This is a genomic window from Actinoplanes italicus (assembly GCF_003001815.1).
GTDB classification, from domain to species: domain Bacteria; phylum Actinomycetota; class Actinomycetes; order Mycobacteriales; family Micromonosporaceae; genus Actinoplanes; species Actinoplanes italicus.
Window position 1 is genome coordinate 268,560 of the sequence record NZ_PVMZ01000008.1, and the last position, 20,578, is coordinate 289,137.

The following is a 20,578-nucleotide window of genomic DNA, read 5'->3' on the forward strand; positions in this document are numbered from 1 at the left end:
CGCATTCTCGCAAAGAAGTTGTCAGCCGATCCGGAAATTCTGCAGACGTCCCGGCCCGGGAGCGCTGAGCTCCGCGCACCGGGTCAGCCCCGCGTAGTTCTCTCCGGCCATGTCGGCTCGGGCTCCCGTGAGCAGTTGGGGACGCCCGGACTCGGAGGTGAGGATCGGTGCGAAATCGGACCTGACGACGGTACGGCCACGCACGGTCAGGGTCAGGATGCCGGAGCGGGCGCTGAACGGCGGGAACAGGCCGGAGCTGTACCACAGCAGGTTGCCCAGCCCGTATGCCACGAACGTGGGACCGAGCCGCCCGGCACCCTGCAGGACGTGGGCGTGGGCGCCCACCACGATGTCGGCGCCGGCGTCGGACAGCCGGCGGGCGAAGTCCTGCTGCTCACGGGAGGGGCACTGGTCCCCTTCGACGCCCCAGTGCGGCATGACCACGACCAGGTCGTTGTCCATGCGGGCCGCGGCCACCGCCCGTACCGCCCGATCGGTGTCGAAAGCCATCGCCATCCCGGCCCGTTCAGGTCCGGCGGTCCAGCTGTCGGCCAGATCGTCGACCTGACTGAAACCGAACACCGCGACGCGGATGCCGCGGACCTCCGTACGCCATGGCCGGAAAGCCTCGTCGATGTCCTGGCCGGCCCCGAAGACGCCGACCCCGGCAGCGCGTGCGGCCGTGATCGTGTCGGCGAGACCGGCCCGCCCGTGGTCCATCGCATGGTTGTTGGCGAGGCTGACCGCGTCGATCCCGGCCGCGTCCAGGGCCGTGGCCGCCGCCGGGTCGGCACGGAAGACGTACCGCTTGGGTTCCGGTTGATCGCGCCCGGTGATGGGGGTCTCCAGGTTGACGAACGCCAGGTCGGCTGCCGACAGCAGCGGACCGGCCGGCCCAAACGCCGAACCCGGGTCGGTGAGCAGGCGCTGTACCCGGCCCTCGAAATGGACGTCACCGCCGAAAGCGATCACCACCTCGGGTTCCCGGTGCCCGGGTTCCGCCTCGCACCCCACGGAGGTCAGCGACAGTGCGACGACCAGCGCGGCGCGGCCCAGCCGGTGCAGCGGCGTCATCGTGTCACCGGCCGCGGCACGAGCTGGTGCAGGCGGTGTCCGATCAGGCCGGTCACCACGACGAGGATGACGACCAGGACGGGCTCGACAACCGCGACAACTATCTGAAGTGGACCGTCCACGACCGACAGCCGCCTCACCAGGATGCCGCCGGCGGCAGCGGTCACGGGCAGGCCGAGGGCGGCGATCGGCGCCGCCGCCCGGCCGACAGCCGCCAACGCCCCGGTCACCGGAGGCGCCGGCGTGGCCGCCGCGAGACGCCATCCGACCAGGAAGAACACCAGGTTCCGGGTGAGTTCGGCGACCGTGGCCCAGGCGGGGTCGCGGGCGGCGGCCACACCGGCCACGACCGCCAGCGTGACGGCGGCAGCGACGACGAGCGGACCCGGCAGACCGCGGATCGTCCAGGCGAGCAACGGGAACAGCGCCAAGGCGTAGGTCAGGGCCAGCGCGGTCGGCGGGAACAGCAGCAGCAGGAGGAGTTCACGCGGGTCCCGGGCCGGCGGCAGGCCGTACACCGGCCCGAACCGCCACAGCACGACCAGGGTGGCGGATACGGACAGGGCGTACCAGGCGAGGTTCGGCGCCACCCGGGTCCGCAGTACGTCGGCCAGTGTCCGGTCGGCGATTCCGCCGAGGCCGAGCCCCACCGCGGCAAGGAACAACGGGACGGCCGGCACCCCGGCGACTTCTGCCGCATACCACCAGGCAACGGGCACGGCGGTGCTCGTCCGCCACTCGATCTGCAGATAGTGCCCCTCGACCGTGAGGGCGAGGACGATCAGCAGCAACGCGGCCCCGGTGAGCGACGGAGCGACGCGGACCACCCTGGTCATCGTGATACCGCCGCCAGCTCCCGGGTGGGCTGATCCGCCCACAGCACGGGCAGCACCTGCGTCGGCTGATCCATCCAGCTCCGCTCACTCTTCCTCGGGCCAGGGACCGGAAGACCGAACAACCAGGAGGCGCCGGTACGGATGAGAGCACCGTGCAGCAGCAGCGACGACCAGATGATCAGGCCCGTGAGCGCTGCCGGCAGAACCGTGGCGAGCAGGAGTTGCGCCGGCATGCCGAGCCCGGAGAACAGCCCCAGAAGCGCCCAGTGCAGCAACGCCAGCAGCGGCATGTGGATCACATAGATCGGCAGCGTCCGGCGGCCCAGCCGGGTCAGATGCGCGGCGAGCCACCGCCACCGTTGCAACTGGACGGCGCCGGCCACCCCGAGCACCACGGCCAGCGCGCTCGCCACTGGCCACACGCCGAACCACTGCTTGGCGCCGAGTACCTGCACGACCGCCATGAAGCCGAGATAACCGAGCCCGCCGGCGATCACGAGACGTGGCGTCGACGCGGCGGCCAGCCTCTCCACCCAGGGCTTGAGCCGCAGCCCGGCGAGGAAGAACAGCAGATTCTGGTAGAGCTGCCCCCGGTTGCCCGGCCCGGCGAGCAGACCCGCCGACGCCGCCGCGGAGAGCAGGAACGCGGCACCCAGCACCAGCGGGGCGGGGAGGTGGCGGGTCGACTTGGCGATGACGAAGTAGACGGCGAGCGCGATCAGGTACCACAGGTTCGTCGGTGTGATGGTGACCTGTTCCAGCACGTCGAGGACGTTGCGAGCGGCGAGTGTGTCGAACCGCGGCACGACGGCCAGCACGACGGTGTGGACGATGAACCAGATCGCGTACAGGTAGTAGAACGTGGCGATACGGCTACGCCGGACGACCCGCCACGGCCGCTGAACGGCGGCCGCAGCGAACATGCCGGAGATCGTGAAGAAGACCGGCATGCGCAGGGGCAGCAACTGCTCCCCGAACGTGCCCCAGGCGCCCGGCAGCGGCACCGGGATGTGCCAGTCGATCCGCAGATAGTGCTTCATGATCACGTGCCAGAGCACCACCAGGATGATGCACAGCCCCTTGGCCAGATCGGCCCAGTCCGCCCGGAGGCTGCCCGGTCGCGGCCGCGGCCCGACCTGGGGAAGCTCCATGGTCATCGCCTCGGCAAAGGCGTACCAGGACCGCTCCGGATCGTGGCGCCGCTGTTGTTGGCCAGGAATCGCCACGTCCCGCTTCCCCTCAGATCAGTCGAACGACGGGGCGGCGATCGCCGGCCCACCAGGCACGGCCTGAACCCCCGCCGCCGGGCGGCTGCCGTCGCCGTTCTTCGCCGTTCTTCGCCGGGCGAAATTGACGGGACGCGGCTGGGCCTGTCCAAATTAGGAAAGGTGGGCGTGGCGGCCCATCACGCTCACGACCGACCACCCACCGCCGTCTCGGCGACGAGAACCACCGTTTCAGGCGTCCACTAACGAGTACCTCCGCCACACAGGCCGGACAACGAAAAGGCCCGAACCGCGTTTCCGCGGTTCAGGCCTTCATCGCGCGCGACGGTCAGGTAGCGGCGCGCCAGGTGACGTCAGGCGTTACTCCTTCGACGACTCGTCCAGCATCTGTTCGATGCGCTCACGGCGGCCCTCGACGGTGGCGTAACGGTCCAGACGGAACCACTCCCGACGCCACTCGCGGTAGTCGGCGGTGGCACCCGAGTCGGTCCGGCAGGCCTCGACGGAACGGATGAAGTCCGGCTTCGAGGCCGATCCGATGATGTTCGCGTCGCCTCGGAGCTTCCCGTCGACCTCGACGGCCAACCAGGCCGACAACCGTTTCACCGCCTCGTCGTTCACCGTGTGCAACGTCAGGTCGGCGTCGACCACCACCGGTTGAGGCAGCGCATGAGCAGGCGCAACCAGCCCCAGGTGCAGGCAGATCTGCACCAGCGACCTCTTGTGGTCGTTGCTGAGCGGCCAGTCCTCGCCACTCGCCTTCGACACCGGTTCGAGCAGGGCGGTCAGTGCGAAGTCGAAGTCGGCCAGCAACTTCGTCCGGTACGCGTCCCACGACCCGCCCTCCGGAGGCAGGCGCCGCTGCCGCTGCATCTCCGGGCAGAGCGAGTAGACCAGCAGAACCGCCCGGCACGTCATGATCGCCGGGTTGCGCAGCGCGGTCGGCAGGGCCATGCGCTCCTCGGTCACCTTGGTGGTGAAGCCGATACCCTTCTTGATCCTCAGAGCCTTGTCGAGCGCATGCCGTCCGATGTCCGCGCCGGCAGTCAGTTGCTTGAACAACTTCTGAGTCCAGCGATCGCTTTCCCGGCGTTCGGCACGCGGATCGTCCTGCCGGAACTCCTCGGCCCAGCGGCCGAGCACCCGCTCGGCCGTCCGGCAGGCGGTGCCGGTCTCGGCCAGCGCGAGTTGCAGCAGCACCTCGTCGAGAGCGATGAGAAACGACTCGCGGTCAGCGGCGGTGCCCAGGGTGTCGGCGTACGCGCGATGCCGTTCCGCGGCCTCCCGGTGGCGGCTCCACGCCTGGTCGTAGCCGGTTTCGGTGTCCATCTTGGACGCGATGAGCGCGTCGACCCGGATCGCGCCGAGCGCCCGCGGCGCGAACTCGGGCCAGACGAGCTCCCGCGCCGCGTCGGCCAGCCGCCGGATGTACCCCACGGCCACCTCCGACTCCTCGGCGTTGGGCAGCCGGTCCCATTCGGTCGGGACACCCCACAGCCGGTCGAGGGAAGCCTCGTAGATCAGCCAGCCCATCAGCGGCAACAGTTCCCGCAGCTCCTCCGGGGGCAGTTGTTCCCGGGACTCGCCGAGGAATTGCCGCCGGTACTCGGCGACATCGGCCTCGATCCGGGCGACCAGTTCCTCCCCGACCTCCGCCCCGCCCGGCGGCGGCCCGGACGCGGCGCTCCGGGCGCGGATCTGCTGGCAGAGCGTTCGGATCTCATTCGCGTTCAGCACCGTGCCGCCCCTCCTCGAATGGTCTGTCCGTCAGTAGCTGACGGACAGGGGTCACCGGACGGAGAGGAGATTCCGCATGCTGACGGCCGGCGAACTGCGGAAGATGTGCGAGGACTTCCGCTACCACAAGCACCAGACCGACGAGGACGACGTACGGCTGATAGAGGAGGAGATCCAGCTCTACCGCAAGAACTTCCTCGTCGACCCGCGTCCGCAGCTGCCGCCCGACGAGCTGCGCGAACTACTGCCGCTGATGGGCTGGCTGATCTACGAGGCTTCGTGGAGTTCCCTCCAGCGCGTGCGGGCCGGCTTCACGACGCTCACCGGCGAGCGCCACGCCACCAGCCAAGCGGCGTATGAGCAGGTGGTTCGCGTCGCGAACGCCAGCCGTCAGCTGATCTGGCCGGAGTACGCGCCGCGAGCTCTCGGTGCGCTCCGCGCGGAGGCCCTCGCGGAATCGAAGCGTGACACGGAGAAGTCGTACGACAGCGCGTACTCCATCCATCGGGAGGCCGCCGAGTTGCAGCGGGCCTACAGCGACACGCTCGGCCTCGATCCGGCCGCCAAGCCGCTGCTGCTCCAGCTCGACGAGGTGCTGATCCAGCTCGGGCTGGCCGAGACGGGCACCGCCTGCCGCTTCCCCGAGCAGGGCATCGGCCGGTGGACCGAGGCCAATCCGGGCGGCACGATCCGCGACGAGCAGCGCTGGGTGCAGCGGATGTATCGCAATCTGGGCGGCGGCATCGGGACCGGGAAGCGGGCGATGGAAACGGTGCAACGTATCGAGCGGGAACACGGCCTGGTACGCCAGGTGGACGAGCACCGCATGGCACTGGTTTCCGGCTTCCGCAATCCGGCCGTCATGACCGCCCGCGCCGCGCTGCTGATGCTCGCCCTCAGCCCGGCCATGCAGAGCATGGGACGCCGCCCCGTCCTGGCCGGGACCTGGCCGAAGGAACGCGAGAAGCTCAAGGAGACGTTCGTCGAGGCGTACGACCTCATCGACAAGGTGATCGTCGACCCCGACGGCGAACCGGTGCGAATGCATGAGGATCATCTGCGCGCCAAACACCAGCTCCGGCTCAACATCGCGTTGCTGGTGCCCGGTTTCCCGCTGCCCGAGCCGCTGGACGACGCCGAGGTCGAGCGGGAATCGGTGTGGCTGGAGGACGAGAACAGCGGCGGCGGCCCCAAGCACGGCAACCTGATGGGTGCGGCGATCATGCCGCTCTTCATCCAGTCGGTGAAAGCACTGCGGTCGCTGACCGGCGACGCCGACGGCTACGCCGCATGGCGGCAGGCTCACCCGGGTCTGGGCCGGTTCGCCGAGGAGCCCGGTCGGGCCGAGCTGATCGCGGCGGCGATGGCCGAGGCCGACCGGCGCGGCTCACTGGACATAGGCGCCGAGTAACCCCCAGTTCTGCACGGGTTCCCCGGCGTCGACGGCTTCGCGTTGCGCATTGCGCAGCGCAACCGGGAGCGACACCGGCGTCGCGGAACGGATCTGCCGCACGATCCGCTCCGCGACCCGGCCGGTGCCCTCGTCGTCGATGGCGCTGATGCCCGCGACGACGCAGCGGGCGCCACCGATCAGCAGGGCCATCACCAGACTGAGCGGCTCGGCGTCGGTCTCGTTGACGACCTGACCGACATGGCAGGACGCCATCAGCACCGACTCCGGCCAGTCGAGCGTGAGTGCCAGCCCGAATGACATCAATTCGCCGGGCAGCCGCAGATACTGCGAGAGGCCGGCGCCGTCACCGTGCCCGGCGAGATGCGCGAACCCCCAGGTGTTCGATCCGCGCAGCGCGTCGGCCAGCGTCCCGCCGATCTCCTGCGGTGGTTCCTGGCCGACCACGACAGCATGGCTGAGCGGTACTCCCACCCGGCCGCCGCCGAGACCCCAGGCCATCCGCTCCCGCTCAACGTTGACGCCGTCCTCCGGTCGAGCTTTTTCACCGCTCTGGCCGACCAGCCGCACCAGGGCGTCACCGCGGACCGGCGGCAGGCTTTCCCGCCGCAGGCAGGTGAAGACCGGAGTCTGGGTGACCACTGCCCGTTCGATCAGCCGCGCCCGTCGCGTTCCCTCGGCGGCCAGTTCCAAGGCGGCCCAGGGGACCAGGCTCAGCCAGGAGTGCGCCGAGATCAGCAGCTCGATCGGATGGTCGGGGTCGACACCCGCGAGATCATCGATCAGCGCTGCCGGAAGCAACTCGTCGGCCAGCCGCAGCCAGTCGATCTCGACTCGCACGCCATCCTCGTCGTCGACTGCCAGATCGCGACGACCGCGGGCGAGCCGGCCTTGTTCTCGTCCGGCCGCGAAGAAACCGGTGTACCGCTCGGAGGGCATGAACGTCTCGAAGTCGATGTGCCAGCCGGGCCTCACGACGCATCGGAACAATCTGGTGACGGCCAGCGAGTCCGACACCTCCAAGTAGTCCAGCGCGTACCTGTCGCCGATGTCACGACGCACCTCGCCCAGGTCGGCGGGCACGGGAAGGACGGTGTCGGCCAGCATCGGCGACACCGCCTCGGCCAGCCTGAAACGCAGCTCGTCGATCTCGTCGTCATCCCGCTGGTAGGGCTCCGCCGAGGCCGGATCATCCACGGTCTCGGCCAGCATGATGTCCTCGATGATCTCCTCGACATCGGGATTGAGCAGCCGCTGATCCGCATTGAGCTGACCTCGATCCGTACGCATGCGGGCCGCGAACCCCGTCTGCTTGGCCGACAGTGCGACCCGCAGGCCCAGCTCGGCCGCGGCCTGGCCGTCGAGGCCGGCGGCCAGCAGCGCGATGTCGCCGTAGACGCGCTGGAACACCACGGCCAGCGGCGCCCGGGACCGGGCGACGACACGCCACCGGCCCTGCACCCGGTCGGCCAGGCTCAGCGCCCGCCGAGCGAGCACGACGGCCTTGGCCCGGTCACGGTCCGAGGCCGGATACAACGCCAGGTGCTCGGCCCGTGCCAGCGTGACGGACAGCTCTTCGACGTCGCGCCGCGAATCATCGATGACCGGCCGCCGCTGCACCCGGGTGAAGGCGGTGATGAGGTTGTCGGTTGCCGCTGCCGTACCCCAGGCCGCAAGCGCGCGGGCGAAATCGGTGCGGTATCGGCCCCCGCTGGCCGCGGCCCGGCTACTCCAGTGTTCGTCCAGCTCGCTCAGCACGTCGTCGACCTGATCGGGCTGGCCCTGTTCCACATACGCGGCGGCCGCCTCGAAGAGCAGATAGCCGAGATAGCCGTCGGTGCCGCCGGCATACACATCCTCCGGAGCGACCTGGGACAGGTCGATCGCGTCGTCGACGTCGCCTTTCAGCCGGAGGCCACGCGCGGCGAGGTAGCGATGGATCGTGTACGTGCCGAGCTCTCGCGGTACTGCGTCCGGCTTATCGACGTCGCGCTCGTCGAACAGCTGACGCAGCGACTCGCGGTACATGTCGGCTGCGGTGAGCTTCGCCCAGTCCGACGGTAGCCGCACCGGGATGTCCACCAGGTCGCTGAACTGCACGATGATCCCCGCGTAGCGCCACGCCCGGGCGCGTTCGTGCCGTTGCCGGTCCGGCAGCGTGGCGTCGTGGTGGTGCTCCAGCGCGGCCTCGAACAGGGTGGCCTCGTTCCGCTCGAGCCGCGCGAGGGTCTCGCGTTGCCGGACGATCCCGACCGCCTCGTCGGCGTCGACCGCCATCATCAGCAGGCTGTCGCGGCAAAGCACACGGCGTACTTCCTCGTCGACATCGCTCATCGTGCGATCACCTCCGTGAGTCGGCGCAGAGCGTCGATGGTGTGGCCGGGCAGATGCTCGGCGGCGTACGGCAGGCTTCGGGTCAGTCCCGGATTGAGGGGAACGTATCGGGGTCTCCCCTGTGCCGGATTGACCCAGATCAGAACGCTTCCGAGGCGGGACAGGCGTGCCACCTGGTTCGGCAACACGCTCTTGTCACCGGACTCCTGACCGTCCGAGATCACGACGATCACCGCGGACCGGACCACCACCCGCCCGGCCCAGCGCCGCAGGAAGTCCTGCAGCACGGGCCCGAGCTTCGTGCCCCGGTCCCAGTCCGAGGGCAGCGCGGCAACGGCGGCCATGGCCGCGTCCGCGTCGCGTTCGAGCAGCGGGCCGGTCAGCCTGGTCCACTTGGTGCCGAGGGCGAACACCTCGGTGAAGGCCGGTCCGGCGGTGACCGCGGCATGCCCGAAACGCAGCATCACGTCGGTGTACGGCTTCATCGAGCCACTGACGTCGACGAGCAGCAGCAGGCGCCGCGGCTTCCGGGATCGCCGGGTGTGCAGGATCCGGTAAGGCTCGCCACCGGACCGGAACATCAGCCGGGCGGTCCGGCGCGCATCGATCCGCCCGCGACCCGCCGACGTGCGCCGCGCGCTCGGCCGGGGTCGCGCGGCCGGCGCCAGCTCCGCGATCAGCCGGGCGATCTCGGCGCGCTCGGCCTCGGTGAGGTTCCGGACGTCACGTACGGCCAGGCCGGTCTGGCTGCCGGCGCCGTCGGTGGCCTCCTCGTGATCGTCCTGGCGATCCACCGAACCGGCGGACGCCTGCTCCGGCCCGGACTGCGGGAAGACGGCTTCGGGTTCCCCGGCCGGCTGCCACACCCCGTCGAAGATGTCGAGATCGCGCTTGCTGCCGCACAGCGTCGTCCGCAGCACTCGGCGCGGTTGCTCGGGCAGTAACGCCAGCGCCACGACCGCGTCCGCGACCCGGTCGGGACCGGGATCAAGACCCCGGGACCGCAGGAGGGCGATGAACTCCTCGAAGCGGTTCACGGCAGCAACCGCCGGATGATCCGGTCCCGATCGGCGTGGTCCTTGGCGAGCGTGGTGACGGTCGCGCGCACCGACTTCTCGTCCAGCCCGCCGAAATCGCGGGCCACCAGCGCGGACGCGAAGTCGAGAGCCTCGGCCACACCCGGCGCTTTGGTGACCTTCGGATCGTCACGCACCCGGCCCATGCCCTCGGCGATCTCGCGCGCGAGTCGCTCGGAGAGCCCTTGGACCCGTACGCGCAAGATGTGTTCTTCTTGATCCGGCTTCGGGTGGTCGATCCAGTAATAGAGGCAACGCCGCTTGAGCGCGTCGTGCACCTCCCGGGTCCGATTCGAGGTGAGCACCACGATCGGTTTCACCGCGGCCGGAATCGGATCGGCAAGCTCCGGAATGGTGATCTCGTAGTCCTCGAGCACCTGCAGCAGGACCGCCTCGAACTCGTCGTCAGCCCGATCGATCTCGTCGATCAGCAGCACCGCCGGTCCGTCCTGCAACGCCCGCAGAATCGGACGGCGCAGCAGAAACTTCCTGTCGTACAGCTGCTCAAGCAGCTCCTCGCGCCGGCTCGGGGAGTCAACGGAGCGCAGCGCGAGAATCTGCTGGGGAAAGTTCCACTCGTAGAGAGCCTGCGCGGCGTCCAAACCGGAATGGCACTGCAACCGGACGTAGGCCCGGCCGAGCGCACCGGCCAGTTTGCGGGCGAAATCCGTCTTGCCGACCCCGGGATCGCCCTCAAGAAAGAGCGGCCGTTCCAGTTTCAGGGAAAGGTAGGCGGCCTCGGCGAGCCCGTCGCCGGCCAGGTAACCCTGGGCGGCCATCCTGTCGCGGAGCTGATCGGGATCGTTGATCACGACGCGCTCCCCGGGAGCGGGCTGAGCGTGAACTCGAGCGAGATCACGTCGAGCTCCGGGTCCGCGCCCGTCAAGTCACGGCTGGTCCCGCGCAGGAAGTGGGAGAGCAACCCGGCCCGGCCGCGCGATCGGGCGGCGCCGCGTACGGGCGGCTGGACCAGCGAGGTCACGTCGTAGGGATCGGTCGTGACCAGCAACAGCACGGTCTCGGGCCGGCTGGACACCGGGTCCAGACCGGCCGGCCAGCTCACCTTCCGGCCGGTCAACTCCCGTGTACGCCGGTCCAGGCCGAACACGTACGAGTCGCCGTCGGCGAAACGGTCACCGGAGCCCGCCCGATTGGTGACGTGCGTGATCCCGTACGACACGCCGATGTCCAACACGGACACCCAGAGGTCGCCGCCGCTCCTGTTGCGCACCTCGATGAAGATCGAGTCACCGACCGACAGCTGCGCGCCCGACAGCGGCAACGGATCCCGCGCCCCCTCGTCGACCAGCCCCCACTCGACCTCGACCTGCGCTCCGGACGCCCACCCCGACTCCTCGCGCACCTTGCGGAGAACGGTTGCGCGGGCGGCGCGTTCGATGCACTCGACCAGGTCACGGCGGCCGTCCGGTCCGCACCGCATCAGCGGCCCGAACCGGTCCCGCAGCAGGAAGCCACCGTCGTCCGACTGCGTGACCAGCAACGGCGCCTCCTCGAAGGCGCCCACCGGCCGTGCGAAAGTGCAGGCCTCGACGGCCTCGTCGAGGGCCGCGGGCACCTGAACCGCGATGCGGGGCGCGACGGCATACGTCCGGACGGCCTGCGTACCGGCGGGCAGGTCCACGCCCGGCAGCAGACCAGACGCTCCCTCCGGTTCGCAGCGATCGATCTCCAGAACCGCGGTGGTCCCGCCGGGACCCTTGACAGCGAAACGGTCACCACGCTGGACGCCGAGAAGGGCCGCGCCAGGAAGCAGAACGCGATCACCGACCCGCACCACGGGCAGCGACCCCGCCGATCGATCCGGCTCGGTCTCGAACAGCCGCCGCTCGGATCGACCCTCCACCTCGGGCCGTTGATGCGGCTCCTGCTCCTGCACCAGCCGGCGGATCCGCTCGGTCAACGACGACCAGCTGACCGGCACCCCCGCCGACTCGTCCAGCGCACGCACGAAAGCGGCGGTGAACAGGCCGTACGCCTCCGGCGAACCCCATGGCCGCTGCTCGTACGCGACCTCGCGGGTGCCACACGCCACCAGCCGGACCGCTTTCTGGTTGCCCAGCGGGTCGGTTCGATCAATCGGTACGTCGTCACCGAAGCGCCGCCGCAGATGGGCCTCGAGATCGAGCACGGTCGGCCCGTCCAACTGTCGCGGCACCTGAGTCCCCAGCGTGCGCGACATCAGCGCCGAGTGGCAGCAGTCGAGGACGACGATCGCGTTCTCGGTACGGCGGGTCAGCCGCTCCAGCAACACGGAAAGCTCCACCGCGGTGATGCCCCGGAAGTCGTCACCGAACGGCTCGACGTAGTCGGTCGGCACGATGAACTGGCGGCTGTTGGTGGCGACCTCGGCCCGTTCCCCCACGGCCGGTATCACGTACGACCCGTGACCGGCGTAGTAGAACAGCACTGCGTCGCCGGCCGCGGTGTCCTCGATCAGCCGCTCGTACCCCGCGATGATCCGATCGCGGCTCGCATCCTCGTCGATGTGAACCCGCACGTCGGTGAAGCCGTGCCGCTTGAGAGCCGCAGCCATCGTCCTCACGTCGCCGTTCGGTCCGGTCAGTCGGCCCGTCTGTGCCCCCACCAGCAGTGCTCGCCGCGTCATGACAACCTCCCGCTACGCGTCCGTCACGTACCTTTCTGACGGACAGAACGCGCCGGGGTGGCGGTGAGCGGAGTCAGGCCGCGGCCATGAGCTTGACGTCGTTCAGCTCCGCGGCCATCCCGTGAAGCCGCTGGACCGGCACATGGCGCCGCAGGATCGGGAACTCGTCCAACTCCTCGCGCGTGAGGTGTTCCAGGATCGCCAGGCGTAGGGCGGCGAATCCCGGATCGAAGTCGGGATCGCCGTCGCGGAGAGCGTCGAGGGCGTCCAGCGACAGCAACAGGGCGGTCTCCTCCACCAGACGCATCATGCCGATCATGGCAGCGGCGGCGCTCACGTTGCGGACCGCTGGATGAACGACTCTCTGCTCGCCGAGCTCGTGCAGGTGCACCGCGTGGGAGAGCTCGGCGAACCGCCGGCCTCTTTCCCGGCCACCGCTGCGCTCGACAGCCGCACACAGCCGGCGTATCTCATCGTGTTCCCGGAGAAGGACGTCGATCACGTCGGAGAACCTCATCGACGTTGCCGAATCTGGTGGCGGGCGGATCGAGGAGAGAACGGAGATTCAACCCACTCTGCCCACGCCGTGCGTAATGGCCCGGGGCGACGCGAGACGACTGTGACCATGAGTGACGACTCCTTGGTGCACCACCCACCATGAGTCCGAGAAACGGTGGGTGTGGACGATGATGAGGCCGCGAAGTCTGGACGGCCGCTCGCCAGCGAAAGAAATCGATGACAGCAAGTTGCGGTTACCCCGATCGCCGGGCGGTAAACCGGACGGATGCGAGCAGTGAACCGGTTGGTGCGTCGCTGTGGTTCCGGGCCGAACGGGTCCCGTCGCTCGTGGCCGGCCGACGTAGGCTCGAGAAGTCGCCCGGGACCCCGGTGGCCATGTTCGGCTGCCGCTGACCTCGTGCAATGAAGGACGGTTTGTGACCTCTCCTCCCCAGAGCAGTGCCCGCCCACCCGCCATTCCCTCTACCCGCGAGACGACGATCCTGGGCAGCGAACTCGCCTACACCACGGCCGGTACCGGGCCTGCCGTACTTCTCGTGCACGGTCTCGGCGGAGACCGCCGGACCTGGCGGCATCTCATCGGCCCGCTCGCGACCGGTCACACCGTGATCGCCGTCGACCTGCCCGGACACGGGCAGTCCGGCCCCCCGGCCGGGGACTTCTCTCTCGGCGCGCACGCCACCGCCTTACGGGACCTGCTCATCACCCTCGGCCACGGCAGTGCCACCGTCGTCGGTCACAGCCTGGGTGGTGGCATTGCGCTGCAATTCGCCTACCAGTTCCCCGAACGTACCGATCGGCTCGTTCTCATCAGCAGTGGCGGTCTCGGCCCGGAGGTCACCCCGGTGCTGCGAGCCGCGACCCTCCCCGGCGCGGAGGTCGTCGTCGCGGGCATGGCACTGCTGCCCCGGTGGCTGACCCGCCGAGTGGTTCCGGTGCTCTCGCTGTTGCCGGGGGTGGCGGCCCGCCAGGACGCCGGGCCGTTGGCCGAAAGCCTGCACCAGCTCGGCAGAGTCACTCATCGCCGGGCGTTCATCCGCACGGCCCGCTCGGTGCTGGACTGGCGCGGGCAGGCCGTCAGCGCGACCAGCCATCTCCAGTTGCTCGCTGACCTGCCGGTCATGGTCGCCTGGGGCGATCATGACGCGACCATCCCACCCGGGCATCACCGGGCCGTTGCCGATCTCCTGCCGAATCCCACCGTCGTCGAGATCACCGGCGCGGGCCACTACCCGCACGAGACCGCCGTCGACCAGATCCTTCCGGCGTTGCTCGCGTTCCTCGCCGGCAGCACCGCGTTCCAGTACTCCGAGGACCGCTGGCGCCATCTGCTCGCCCGGTCGCCGCTGACCTGAGCGGTGCCGTTTGCCGACCACGCACCGGGGTATTCCAGGATCATCAATCTCTATGCCGTGGCTCGCATGGTCCCGGCGGCCGTCCAGACTCCTGCGGCCTCACCTCTCGCCGCAAACGCTTGTCCGCACGATGCACGTCGGCCGACAGCATTCCAGGAGTCGAGCCATCAGCACGCCTGTCGTCGCCATGGCGTCATCGGCTGTCTGATCGCGGTCGCCGGCGTCACGGTCGGATTCCACCGCCACCTCACGCACAGCTCGGTCAAAGCCAGGAGGCCACTGCGCCTCGCGCTGTCGCTGCTGCCGCCCGCCGACCTGCTGATCCAGATGGTCAGCCGGCTGCAGATCACCCGGACGGCGAGCTGGCGGGCACCGAGCCTGCCTAATTCTCCCTCGACGAAAGCGAGTCCCCTCGATGACCGTGACCACCACCCGCACCGGCCCGGCACCCCGATCGGCGGTCGTCGTCAATCCGGCGAAGATCGACGACATGGCCGGGTTGCGCGGCACCGTCGACGACACTCTGGCAGCGGCCGGCTGGCCCGCGCCGCAATGGTTCGAGACGAGCGAGGACGATCCCGGGCTCGGGCAGACACGCGCGGCCGTCGAGTCGGGCGCCGAGGTGGTGTTCGTCTGCGGTGGCGACGGGACCGTGATGTCCGCGGTGTCGGCGCTGGCCGGCACCGAGGTGTCGATGGCTGTCCTGCCCGCCGGTACCGGCAACCTACTCGCGGCCAACCTCGGGCTGTCCACCGATCTGGCGGCCGGTCTCGCGGTCGCGCTGGAGGGCGGGTTGCGGCGTCTGGACGTCGGCACTCTCGACGGCCGGCACTTCGCGGTGATGGCGGGCATGGGCTTCGACGCGCACATGCTCGACGCCACGTCGGACACCGCGAAGAAGCACATCGGGTGGCCCGCGTACGTACTCGGCGCGATGAAGCATCTCAAGGACCGGCCGATGCGGGTCACCATCAGCATCGACGGCGGAACGCCGATGCGCCGGCGGGCCCGTTCGGTGCTCGTCGCCAATGTCGGCCGCCTGCAGGGCGGGCTGAGGCTGTTGAGCGAGGCACAGCCGGACGACGGGGTCCTGGACATCGCCGTCCTGACCCCCAACACCCTGCGCACCTGGGTGGCACTGGGGTGGGGGCTGATCCGGCGCAATGAACGGATCCCCGCGCTCGAGGTCTTCCGCGGCAGCCGGATCGAAGTGATCAGCAACCGGCCTCAGCCCCGGCAGCTCGACGGCGACCTCATCGAAACCGGCGACCGGCTGACCGTTTCGGTCCTTCCGCAGGCGCTCTGGCTGTGCGTGCCCCAGCCCGCCGGCGACCCCGACCTCAGCGTCGACGCGGACGCCGCTGCCGACCGGCTGGACTCGGCGCGTCTATGACGGTGCCGGCCGGTCACCCGTCCCGCCCGTGGTGGGAGCGGCGGCCTGCTGGACGCCACCGGGACGAACCGGCCCCACGGCGTCCGCGATGGTGGCGCGGGCGGCATCGGCGACGGCCTCGGCGGTGATGCCGAACTCGCGGTAGAGACGCTGCTGGTCGGCGGAGGCACCGAAGTGTTCGAGGCTGACGATCCGGCCGGCGTCGCCGACGATCTCCCGCCAGCCCTGCCCGATTCCGGCCTCCACGCTGACCCGGGCACGGACGGCCGGTGGCAGCACCTCATCGCGGTACTCGGGCGACTGCCCCGCGTACCACTCCAGGCACGGCAACGACACCACGCGAACGATGCGTCCCTCGCCGGCGAGCAGGGTTCGGGCGTCCAGGGCGATCTGCACCTCCGAGCCGGTGGCGATCAGGATCACCTCTGGTTGCTCGTCGGCGCCGGCCACGACGTACCCGCCCCGGGCGGCACCCTCGGCGGACGCGTACTTTCCCGGGCCACGCTCGAGAACCGGAACGTTCTGCCTGGTCAGGATCAACCCGGCCGGCCGGTCGTGGTGTTGCAGGATCGTACGCCAGCACACCGCCGTCTCGTTGGCGTCACCCGGGCGGACCACGTCCAGTCCGGGGATGGCCCGCAACGCGGCGAGGTGTTCGACGGGCTGGTGGGTGGGTCCGTCCTCGCCCAGGCCGATCGAGTCGTGGGTCCAGACGTAGGTAGCCGGAAGCTGCATCAGCGCCGCGAGACGTACCGCGGGCCGCATGTAATCGCTGAAGACCAGGAACGTTCCGCCGTACGGCCGGGTCAGGCTCTGCAGGGCGATGCCGTTGAGGATCGCGCCCATGGCGTGCTCCCGGATCCCGAAGTGCAGGGTGCGCCCGTACGGTCCACCGGCCCAGTCCTTCGTCTGCCGATCGGTGGGAACGAACGACGGCTCCCCGGCCATCGTGGTGTTGTTGCTCTCGGCGAGATCGGCCGACCCACCCCACAGCTCGGGCAGGACCGGCGCGAGAGCACTGAGGATCTTCCCGGAGGCCGCGCGCGTCGCGATCCCCTTCGGGTCCGGTGCGAAGGTCGGCAGCGCCTTCTCCCACCCTTCGGGCAGGTCCCGGTTCAGCAGCCGGTCGAGGAGGGCGGCCCGGTCCGGGTTCGCGGTGCGCCAGGCCGCAAAACCCGGCAACCATTGCTGATGTACGGCGGACCCGCGCGCCGTGGCGGCGCGGGTGTGGGCCAGCACGTCCTCCGGCACCGCGAACGTGACATCCGGGTCGAACCCGAGAACCGTCTTGGTGGCGGCGATCTCCTCGTCACCCAACGCCGACCCGTGCGCCTTGCCGGTGTTCTGCTTCGTCGGCGCCGGCCAGCCGATGATCGTCCGGAGCAGGATCAGCGACGGTCGCCCGGTCTCCGCCTTGGCGGCCTCGGTCGCGGCGAGCAGCGCGTCGACGTCCTCGACATAGGTTCCGGTGCTGGTCCAGTCGACGGTTTGCACATGCCATCCGTAAGCGGCGTAACGGGCGGCGACGTCCTCACTGAACGCGATGTCCGTGTCGTCCTCGATCGAGATGTGGTTGGAGTCGTAGAACAGCACCAGGTTGCCCAGTTGCTGGTGACCCGCGAGGGAACTCGCCTCGGCCGTGACGCCTTCCATCAGGTCGCCGTCGGACGCGACCACGTACACATGGTGGTCGAACGGGCTTTGTCCGGGTGCGGCGTCCGGGTCGAGCAGACCGCGCTCGCGGCGGGCCGCGAGCGCCATGCCGACGGCACTGGCCAGCCCCTGACCGAGCGGGCCGGTGGTGATCTCCACGCCCCGCGTATGCCGGAACTCAGGATGGCCGGGCGTCGCCGACCCCCAGGTACGCAGGGCCTTCAGGTCGCTCAGCTCCAGGCCGTACCCGCTGAGATAGAGCTGAATGTAGAGGGTCAGGCTGGAGTGCCCGCAGGACAGCACGAACCGGTCCCGGCCGAGCCACTGGTCGTCGGCCGGGTCGTGTCGCATCACGTTCTGGAACAGCAGATGTGCCAGTGGAGCCAGGCTCATCGCGGTGCCGGGGTGACCGTTGCCGACCTTCTGCACCGCGTCGGCGGCGAGCAGCCGGGCGGTGTCGACGGCGCGGACGTCGATCTCGGTCCAACCGGCATCGCCGGCGACAGGCGGCGCCACGGTACGGCCGAAGGAGGGGGGAACATCGAACTGACTCATGATCGGGTCTTCCCGTGGTGAAATCCGGACGACAGCGACCGCGGAGTCCGGGCGGCCTCCTGGCGTGTGCCCATCTCGACTCAACCGAAACGAACCCTGCCGAAATGCCGGAGAGCGCCTAGAGTCGAGGATGCGGCTCGTACATGACCGCTGCCCCGGACCCCGGCACCCAGCCAGCTGATTGCCGGGACGATGACCAGAAATTCCAGAGCCACCGCCATGGCCTCCCGCGACCACGGCGATCCGGACGAACTGTTGGCGGCGATGGCCGCACTACCGGTTGGACATCCCGACCGGGCGGCCTTGCGGGAGCGGGCGATCGAGACATGGTTGCCGATGGCCCGGCGGCTCGCCGCCCGCTACCACGGCAAGGGAGTGCCGGCCGACGACCTGGTCCAGACCGCCGCCGTCGGCCTGATCCGGGCCGTGGACCGGTTCGACCCCGGCTTCGGCGTCGACTTCATCGGGTTCGCCATCCCGACCATCCTCGGTGAGCTGAAACGCTACTTCCGCGACCGGGCATGGATGATCCGGGTGCCGCGCCGGCTGCAGGAACTGCGGCAGGAGATCAACTTGGCCAATGAGGAACTGACGCAGAGCCTTCGGCACCCGCCCACGATCGTCCAGATCGCCGCGCACCTCGGCATCACCGAGGAGGTCGTCCTCGAAGTCATCGAGAGCGCCCGCGCCTACAACGCGGTATCGCTGTCGACGCCCATCCGGTCCCAGGACACCGACGAACTCGCTGACTCTCTGGGCGGGGTCGACCCCGCCTTCGCGGCGGCGGAGACCCGGATCACCGTCACTCCGGCTCTCGCCGGACTCGATGAGCGGGACCGCCGGATCCTGACTCTGCGCTTCTACGGCAACCTGACCCAGTCGACCATCGCCCAGGAGATCGGCATCTCGCAGATGCACGTCTCCCGGCTGATCGCACGAGCCTTGAACCGGCTCCGGCGCGAACTTCAGCCGTGAGGCCCGGGGCCTGACGGCTCGTCAGCGGGCGGGGCCGGCGAAGTCGGTCAGGCTGGGCAGATCGGTGACGATCAGGTAGGAGACCTCTCCGAGGCGCCGATTGTTCCGGCGAGCGTAGGAACGGATCATCTGGAACGCGGCGTCGACATCGATCTCGTAGCGCTGCGCGATGGCGCCCTTGGCCTGCTCGATCACGATGCGGCTGTTCAGGGCGGACTGCAGTTGCTCGGTCAGGACCTCGGCGCGGCTGATGGTGCGCTCCTGCAACAGGCTGATCGCCGCGATATCGGCCAGTGCCTGCACGATCCGCACGTCGCTGTCGTCGAGGTCGCCGATGGTCCGGCTGAAAAGGCCCATCGCCCCGATGATCTCGTCCCGTAGCCGCAGCGGGAACGCGTGCACAGCGTGAAACCCGAGGTCCGTGGCGGACCGGGCGAAATCCGGCCAGGCTTCGGCGGCCGCGCCGGCGAACAGATCGGTGTTGACCACCGCACGGCCGGTGCGGAACGCGTCGAGACACGGCCCGGCCTGCTGTTGCAGCTGTAGCAACTCGAGCAGCTTGGCGCTCTCGTCGGAAGCCGCCATGAAGTGCAGGCGGCCTTTCGGGTCGACCAGCAGGATGCCGACGGTGGCATCGGCGGTGAGCACCGCGACCCGATCAGCGAGCATCTGCAGGAACTCGATCAGGTCGAACTCGGCGACGAGGGTGTCGGCGACCTCGACGAAGACCTTGGCGAGGCTGTCGGCGGATACGGTCGTCATGGCTGCCTCCCGGCCTGGCGGTCAAACGTTGCGCGGTTCACGGCTGCTGTGATGAGTCGAAGCGCAGGCGGCGGGTCACGACATCGGTCGCGACCTCGGACAACGGGCGGTCCTCGGCGTAGGCATAAGCCCGCAACCGCACCATCGCCTCGGCGAGGGAGACCCCCAACTGCACCATGACCATGCCTTGAGCCTGGTACAGATGCGCATAGTGCTCGACGACCCCGTCGAGGTCATTGTCGTCCTTGCCGTCGAGCAGAGTCGCCACCGCACGGTCGGCGAATGTGACAGCCCACCCGATCTGATCGCGGGACAACTGCCCCGGTCGGGTACGGAACACGTCCAGAACACCGAGGCGGACGGCCCCGACCTGAAGCGGAAAGGCGAACACTGCCCGGATCCCCGACTCTTGAACGGCCGGACCGTAGACCGGCCACCGCCGCATGACGGTTTCGTCGAAGTCAGAGACGAGGACCGGTCGGCTGCTGGCGAAGGCGTCGATACACGGGCCCTCACCGAAGGTGAACTGCAACTCTTCGATGCGCTCGATGGCCGGATCAGATGCGGTACACATCCGATGGCCGTCACCGCCGGACATCACGCTCACCCCGACCCCGGTGGCCGACAGTGCGACGGTCGCGTCCGCGCACACCTTCTGGAGTCGTCGCAGAGCACCCTCGCCTGCAGATGAGAATGGAACTTCCGGGACCTGCGCATCACCCGCGACCTCGTCCACGTCTCAGCCGGACCGCTGGGTGCCGGCTCGCGGCACATGCCGTGACAGCCCGTCACGACTTTGGCGAATACACACAGCCGCCGCACCTCCCCTGGGTACTGCCGGGGTCCGGGGCAGCAGCGGAAAAACATGGATCCCCACAACTCTAGTCAACGGACGCCGTCCAGGTGTGCCGAGAAGCGGGTGAGTTCGCGGGAATACCCCGTAGTCCATGATCGATAAACCAGCCGGCGCACACCCCAGGCGGCACCGAAGACGGGGTGCCGGGTACCGGAGCTCGAGCCGGCGGTGACCACCAGCATCACCGCGA

At 69.4% G+C, this 20,578-nt stretch carries 16 protein-coding genes; 4 read left to right on the forward strand and 12 right to left on the reverse strand.

Annotated elements, in window-relative coordinates:
* Positions 1-21: 21 nt before the first annotated feature.
* The 4 genes from CLV67_RS21330 to CLV67_RS21340 form a co-directional block, all read right to left on the reverse strand.
* Complete coding sequence (locus CLV67_RS21330) at positions 22-1,074, reverse strand: CapA family protein (RefSeq protein ID WP_170153947.1); 1,053 nt, start codon at positions 1,072-1,074, stop codon at positions 22-24.
* The gene (locus CLV67_RS51995) at positions 1,071-1,910 is read right to left on the reverse strand and encodes a hypothetical protein (RefSeq protein WP_170153948.1); all 840 of its coding nucleotides are present in this window, start codon (positions 1,908-1,910) and stop codon (positions 1,071-1,073) included. Before CLV67_RS51995 ends, CLV67_RS21330 begins: the two co-directional genes overlap by 4 nt.
* Complete coding sequence (locus CLV67_RS21335; RefSeq protein WP_146169246.1) at positions 1,907-3,136, reverse strand: acyltransferase family protein; 1,230 nt, start codon at positions 3,134-3,136, stop codon at positions 1,907-1,909. The genes CLV67_RS51995 and CLV67_RS21335 overlap by 4 nt, the downstream gene beginning before the upstream one ends.
* A 360-nt stretch (positions 3,137-3,496) precedes the next feature.
* Positions 3,497-4,873, reverse strand: a complete 1,377-nt coding sequence (locus CLV67_RS21340; protein WP_106321044.1) for a hypothetical protein — start codon at positions 4,871-4,873, stop codon at positions 3,497-3,499.
* 76 nt (positions 4,874-4,949) lie between these two features.
* Between CLV67_RS21340 and CLV67_RS21345 the strand changes: the two genes are divergently transcribed.
* Positions 4,950-6,284 carry a hypothetical protein gene (locus CLV67_RS21345; RefSeq protein WP_106321046.1) on the forward strand — a complete coding sequence of 445 codons (1,335 nt, stop codon included), beginning with the start codon at positions 4,950-4,952 and terminating at the stop codon, positions 6,282-6,284.
* Here CLV67_RS21345 and CLV67_RS21350 read toward each other — a convergent pair.
* The 5 genes from CLV67_RS21350 to CLV67_RS21370 all read right to left on the reverse strand — a co-directional run bounded on the left by CLV67_RS21350 (position 6,261) and on the right by CLV67_RS21370 (position 12,822).
* Positions 6,261-8,618 carry a CHAT domain-containing protein gene (locus tag CLV67_RS21350; RefSeq protein ID WP_106321048.1) on the reverse strand — a complete coding sequence of 786 codons (2,358 nt, stop codon included), beginning with the start codon at positions 8,616-8,618 and terminating at the stop codon, positions 6,261-6,263. The two genes, CLV67_RS21345 and CLV67_RS21350, sit on opposite strands and share 24 nt — an antisense overlap.
* Positions 8,615-9,655, reverse strand: a complete 1,041-nt coding sequence (locus tag CLV67_RS21355) for a vWA domain-containing protein (protein WP_106321050.1) — start codon at positions 9,653-9,655, stop codon at positions 8,615-8,617. Before CLV67_RS21355 ends, CLV67_RS21350 begins: the two co-directional genes overlap by 4 nt.
* Entirely contained in the window at positions 9,652-10,506 is an 855-nt protein-coding gene (locus tag CLV67_RS21360; RefSeq protein ID WP_239166955.1) for an AAA family ATPase, read from the reverse strand. Before CLV67_RS21360 ends, CLV67_RS21355 begins: the two co-directional genes overlap by 4 nt.
* On the reverse strand, positions 10,503-12,320 hold the full coding sequence (locus CLV67_RS21365) for a caspase family protein (RefSeq protein ID WP_106321052.1): 1,818 nt from the start codon (positions 12,318-12,320) through the stop codon (positions 10,503-10,505). The genes CLV67_RS21360 and CLV67_RS21365 overlap by 4 nt, the downstream gene beginning before the upstream one ends.
* Before the next feature lie 73 nt (positions 12,321-12,393).
* Positions 12,394-12,822 carry a hemerythrin domain-containing protein gene (locus CLV67_RS21370; RefSeq protein ID WP_170153949.1) on the reverse strand — a complete coding sequence of 143 codons (429 nt, stop codon included), beginning with the start codon at positions 12,820-12,822 and terminating at the stop codon, positions 12,394-12,396.
* 433 nt (positions 12,823-13,255) lie between these two features.
* Here CLV67_RS21370 and CLV67_RS21375 point away from each other — a divergent pair, with 433 nt between their 5' ends.
* Both CLV67_RS21375 and CLV67_RS21380 read left to right on the forward strand, forming a co-directional pair.
* Positions 13,256-14,194, forward strand: coding sequence for an alpha/beta fold hydrolase (locus CLV67_RS21375; protein WP_203737858.1), 939 nt, complete (start codon positions 13,256-13,258; stop codon positions 14,192-14,194).
* Positions 14,195-14,609: 415 nt separating this feature from the next.
* A complete protein-coding gene (locus CLV67_RS21380) occupies positions 14,610-15,587 on the forward strand; it encodes a diacylglycerol/lipid kinase family protein (protein ID WP_106321056.1) in 978 nt (325 codons plus the stop codon).
* Here CLV67_RS21380 and tkt read toward each other — a convergent pair.
* Positions 15,582-17,795 (reverse strand): transketolase, encoded by a 2,214-nt coding sequence (gene tkt, locus CLV67_RS21385; protein WP_106321058.1) that lies wholly within the window; start codon positions 17,793-17,795, stop codon positions 15,582-15,584. The two genes, CLV67_RS21380 and tkt, sit on opposite strands and share 6 nt — an antisense overlap.
* Before the next feature lie 192 nt (positions 17,796-17,987).
* Here tkt and CLV67_RS21390 point away from each other — a divergent pair, with 192 nt between their 5' ends.
* Positions 17,988-18,770, forward strand: a complete 783-nt coding sequence (locus tag CLV67_RS21390; protein ID WP_106321060.1) for a SigB/SigF/SigG family RNA polymerase sigma factor — start codon at positions 17,988-17,990, stop codon at positions 18,768-18,770.
* 21 nt (positions 18,771-18,791) lie between these two features.
* Here CLV67_RS21390 and CLV67_RS21395 read toward each other — a convergent pair whose 3' ends face one another.
* Both CLV67_RS21395 and CLV67_RS21400 read right to left on the reverse strand, forming a co-directional pair.
* Complete coding sequence (locus CLV67_RS21395) at positions 18,792-19,532, reverse strand: GAF and ANTAR domain-containing protein (protein WP_106321062.1); 741 nt, start codon at positions 19,530-19,532, stop codon at positions 18,792-18,794.
* Between the two features lie 37 nt (positions 19,533-19,569).
* Entirely contained in the window at positions 19,570-20,268 is a 699-nt protein-coding gene (locus tag CLV67_RS21400) for a GAF and ANTAR domain-containing protein (protein WP_239166956.1), read from the reverse strand.
* Positions 20,269-20,578 lie beyond the last annotated feature (310 nt).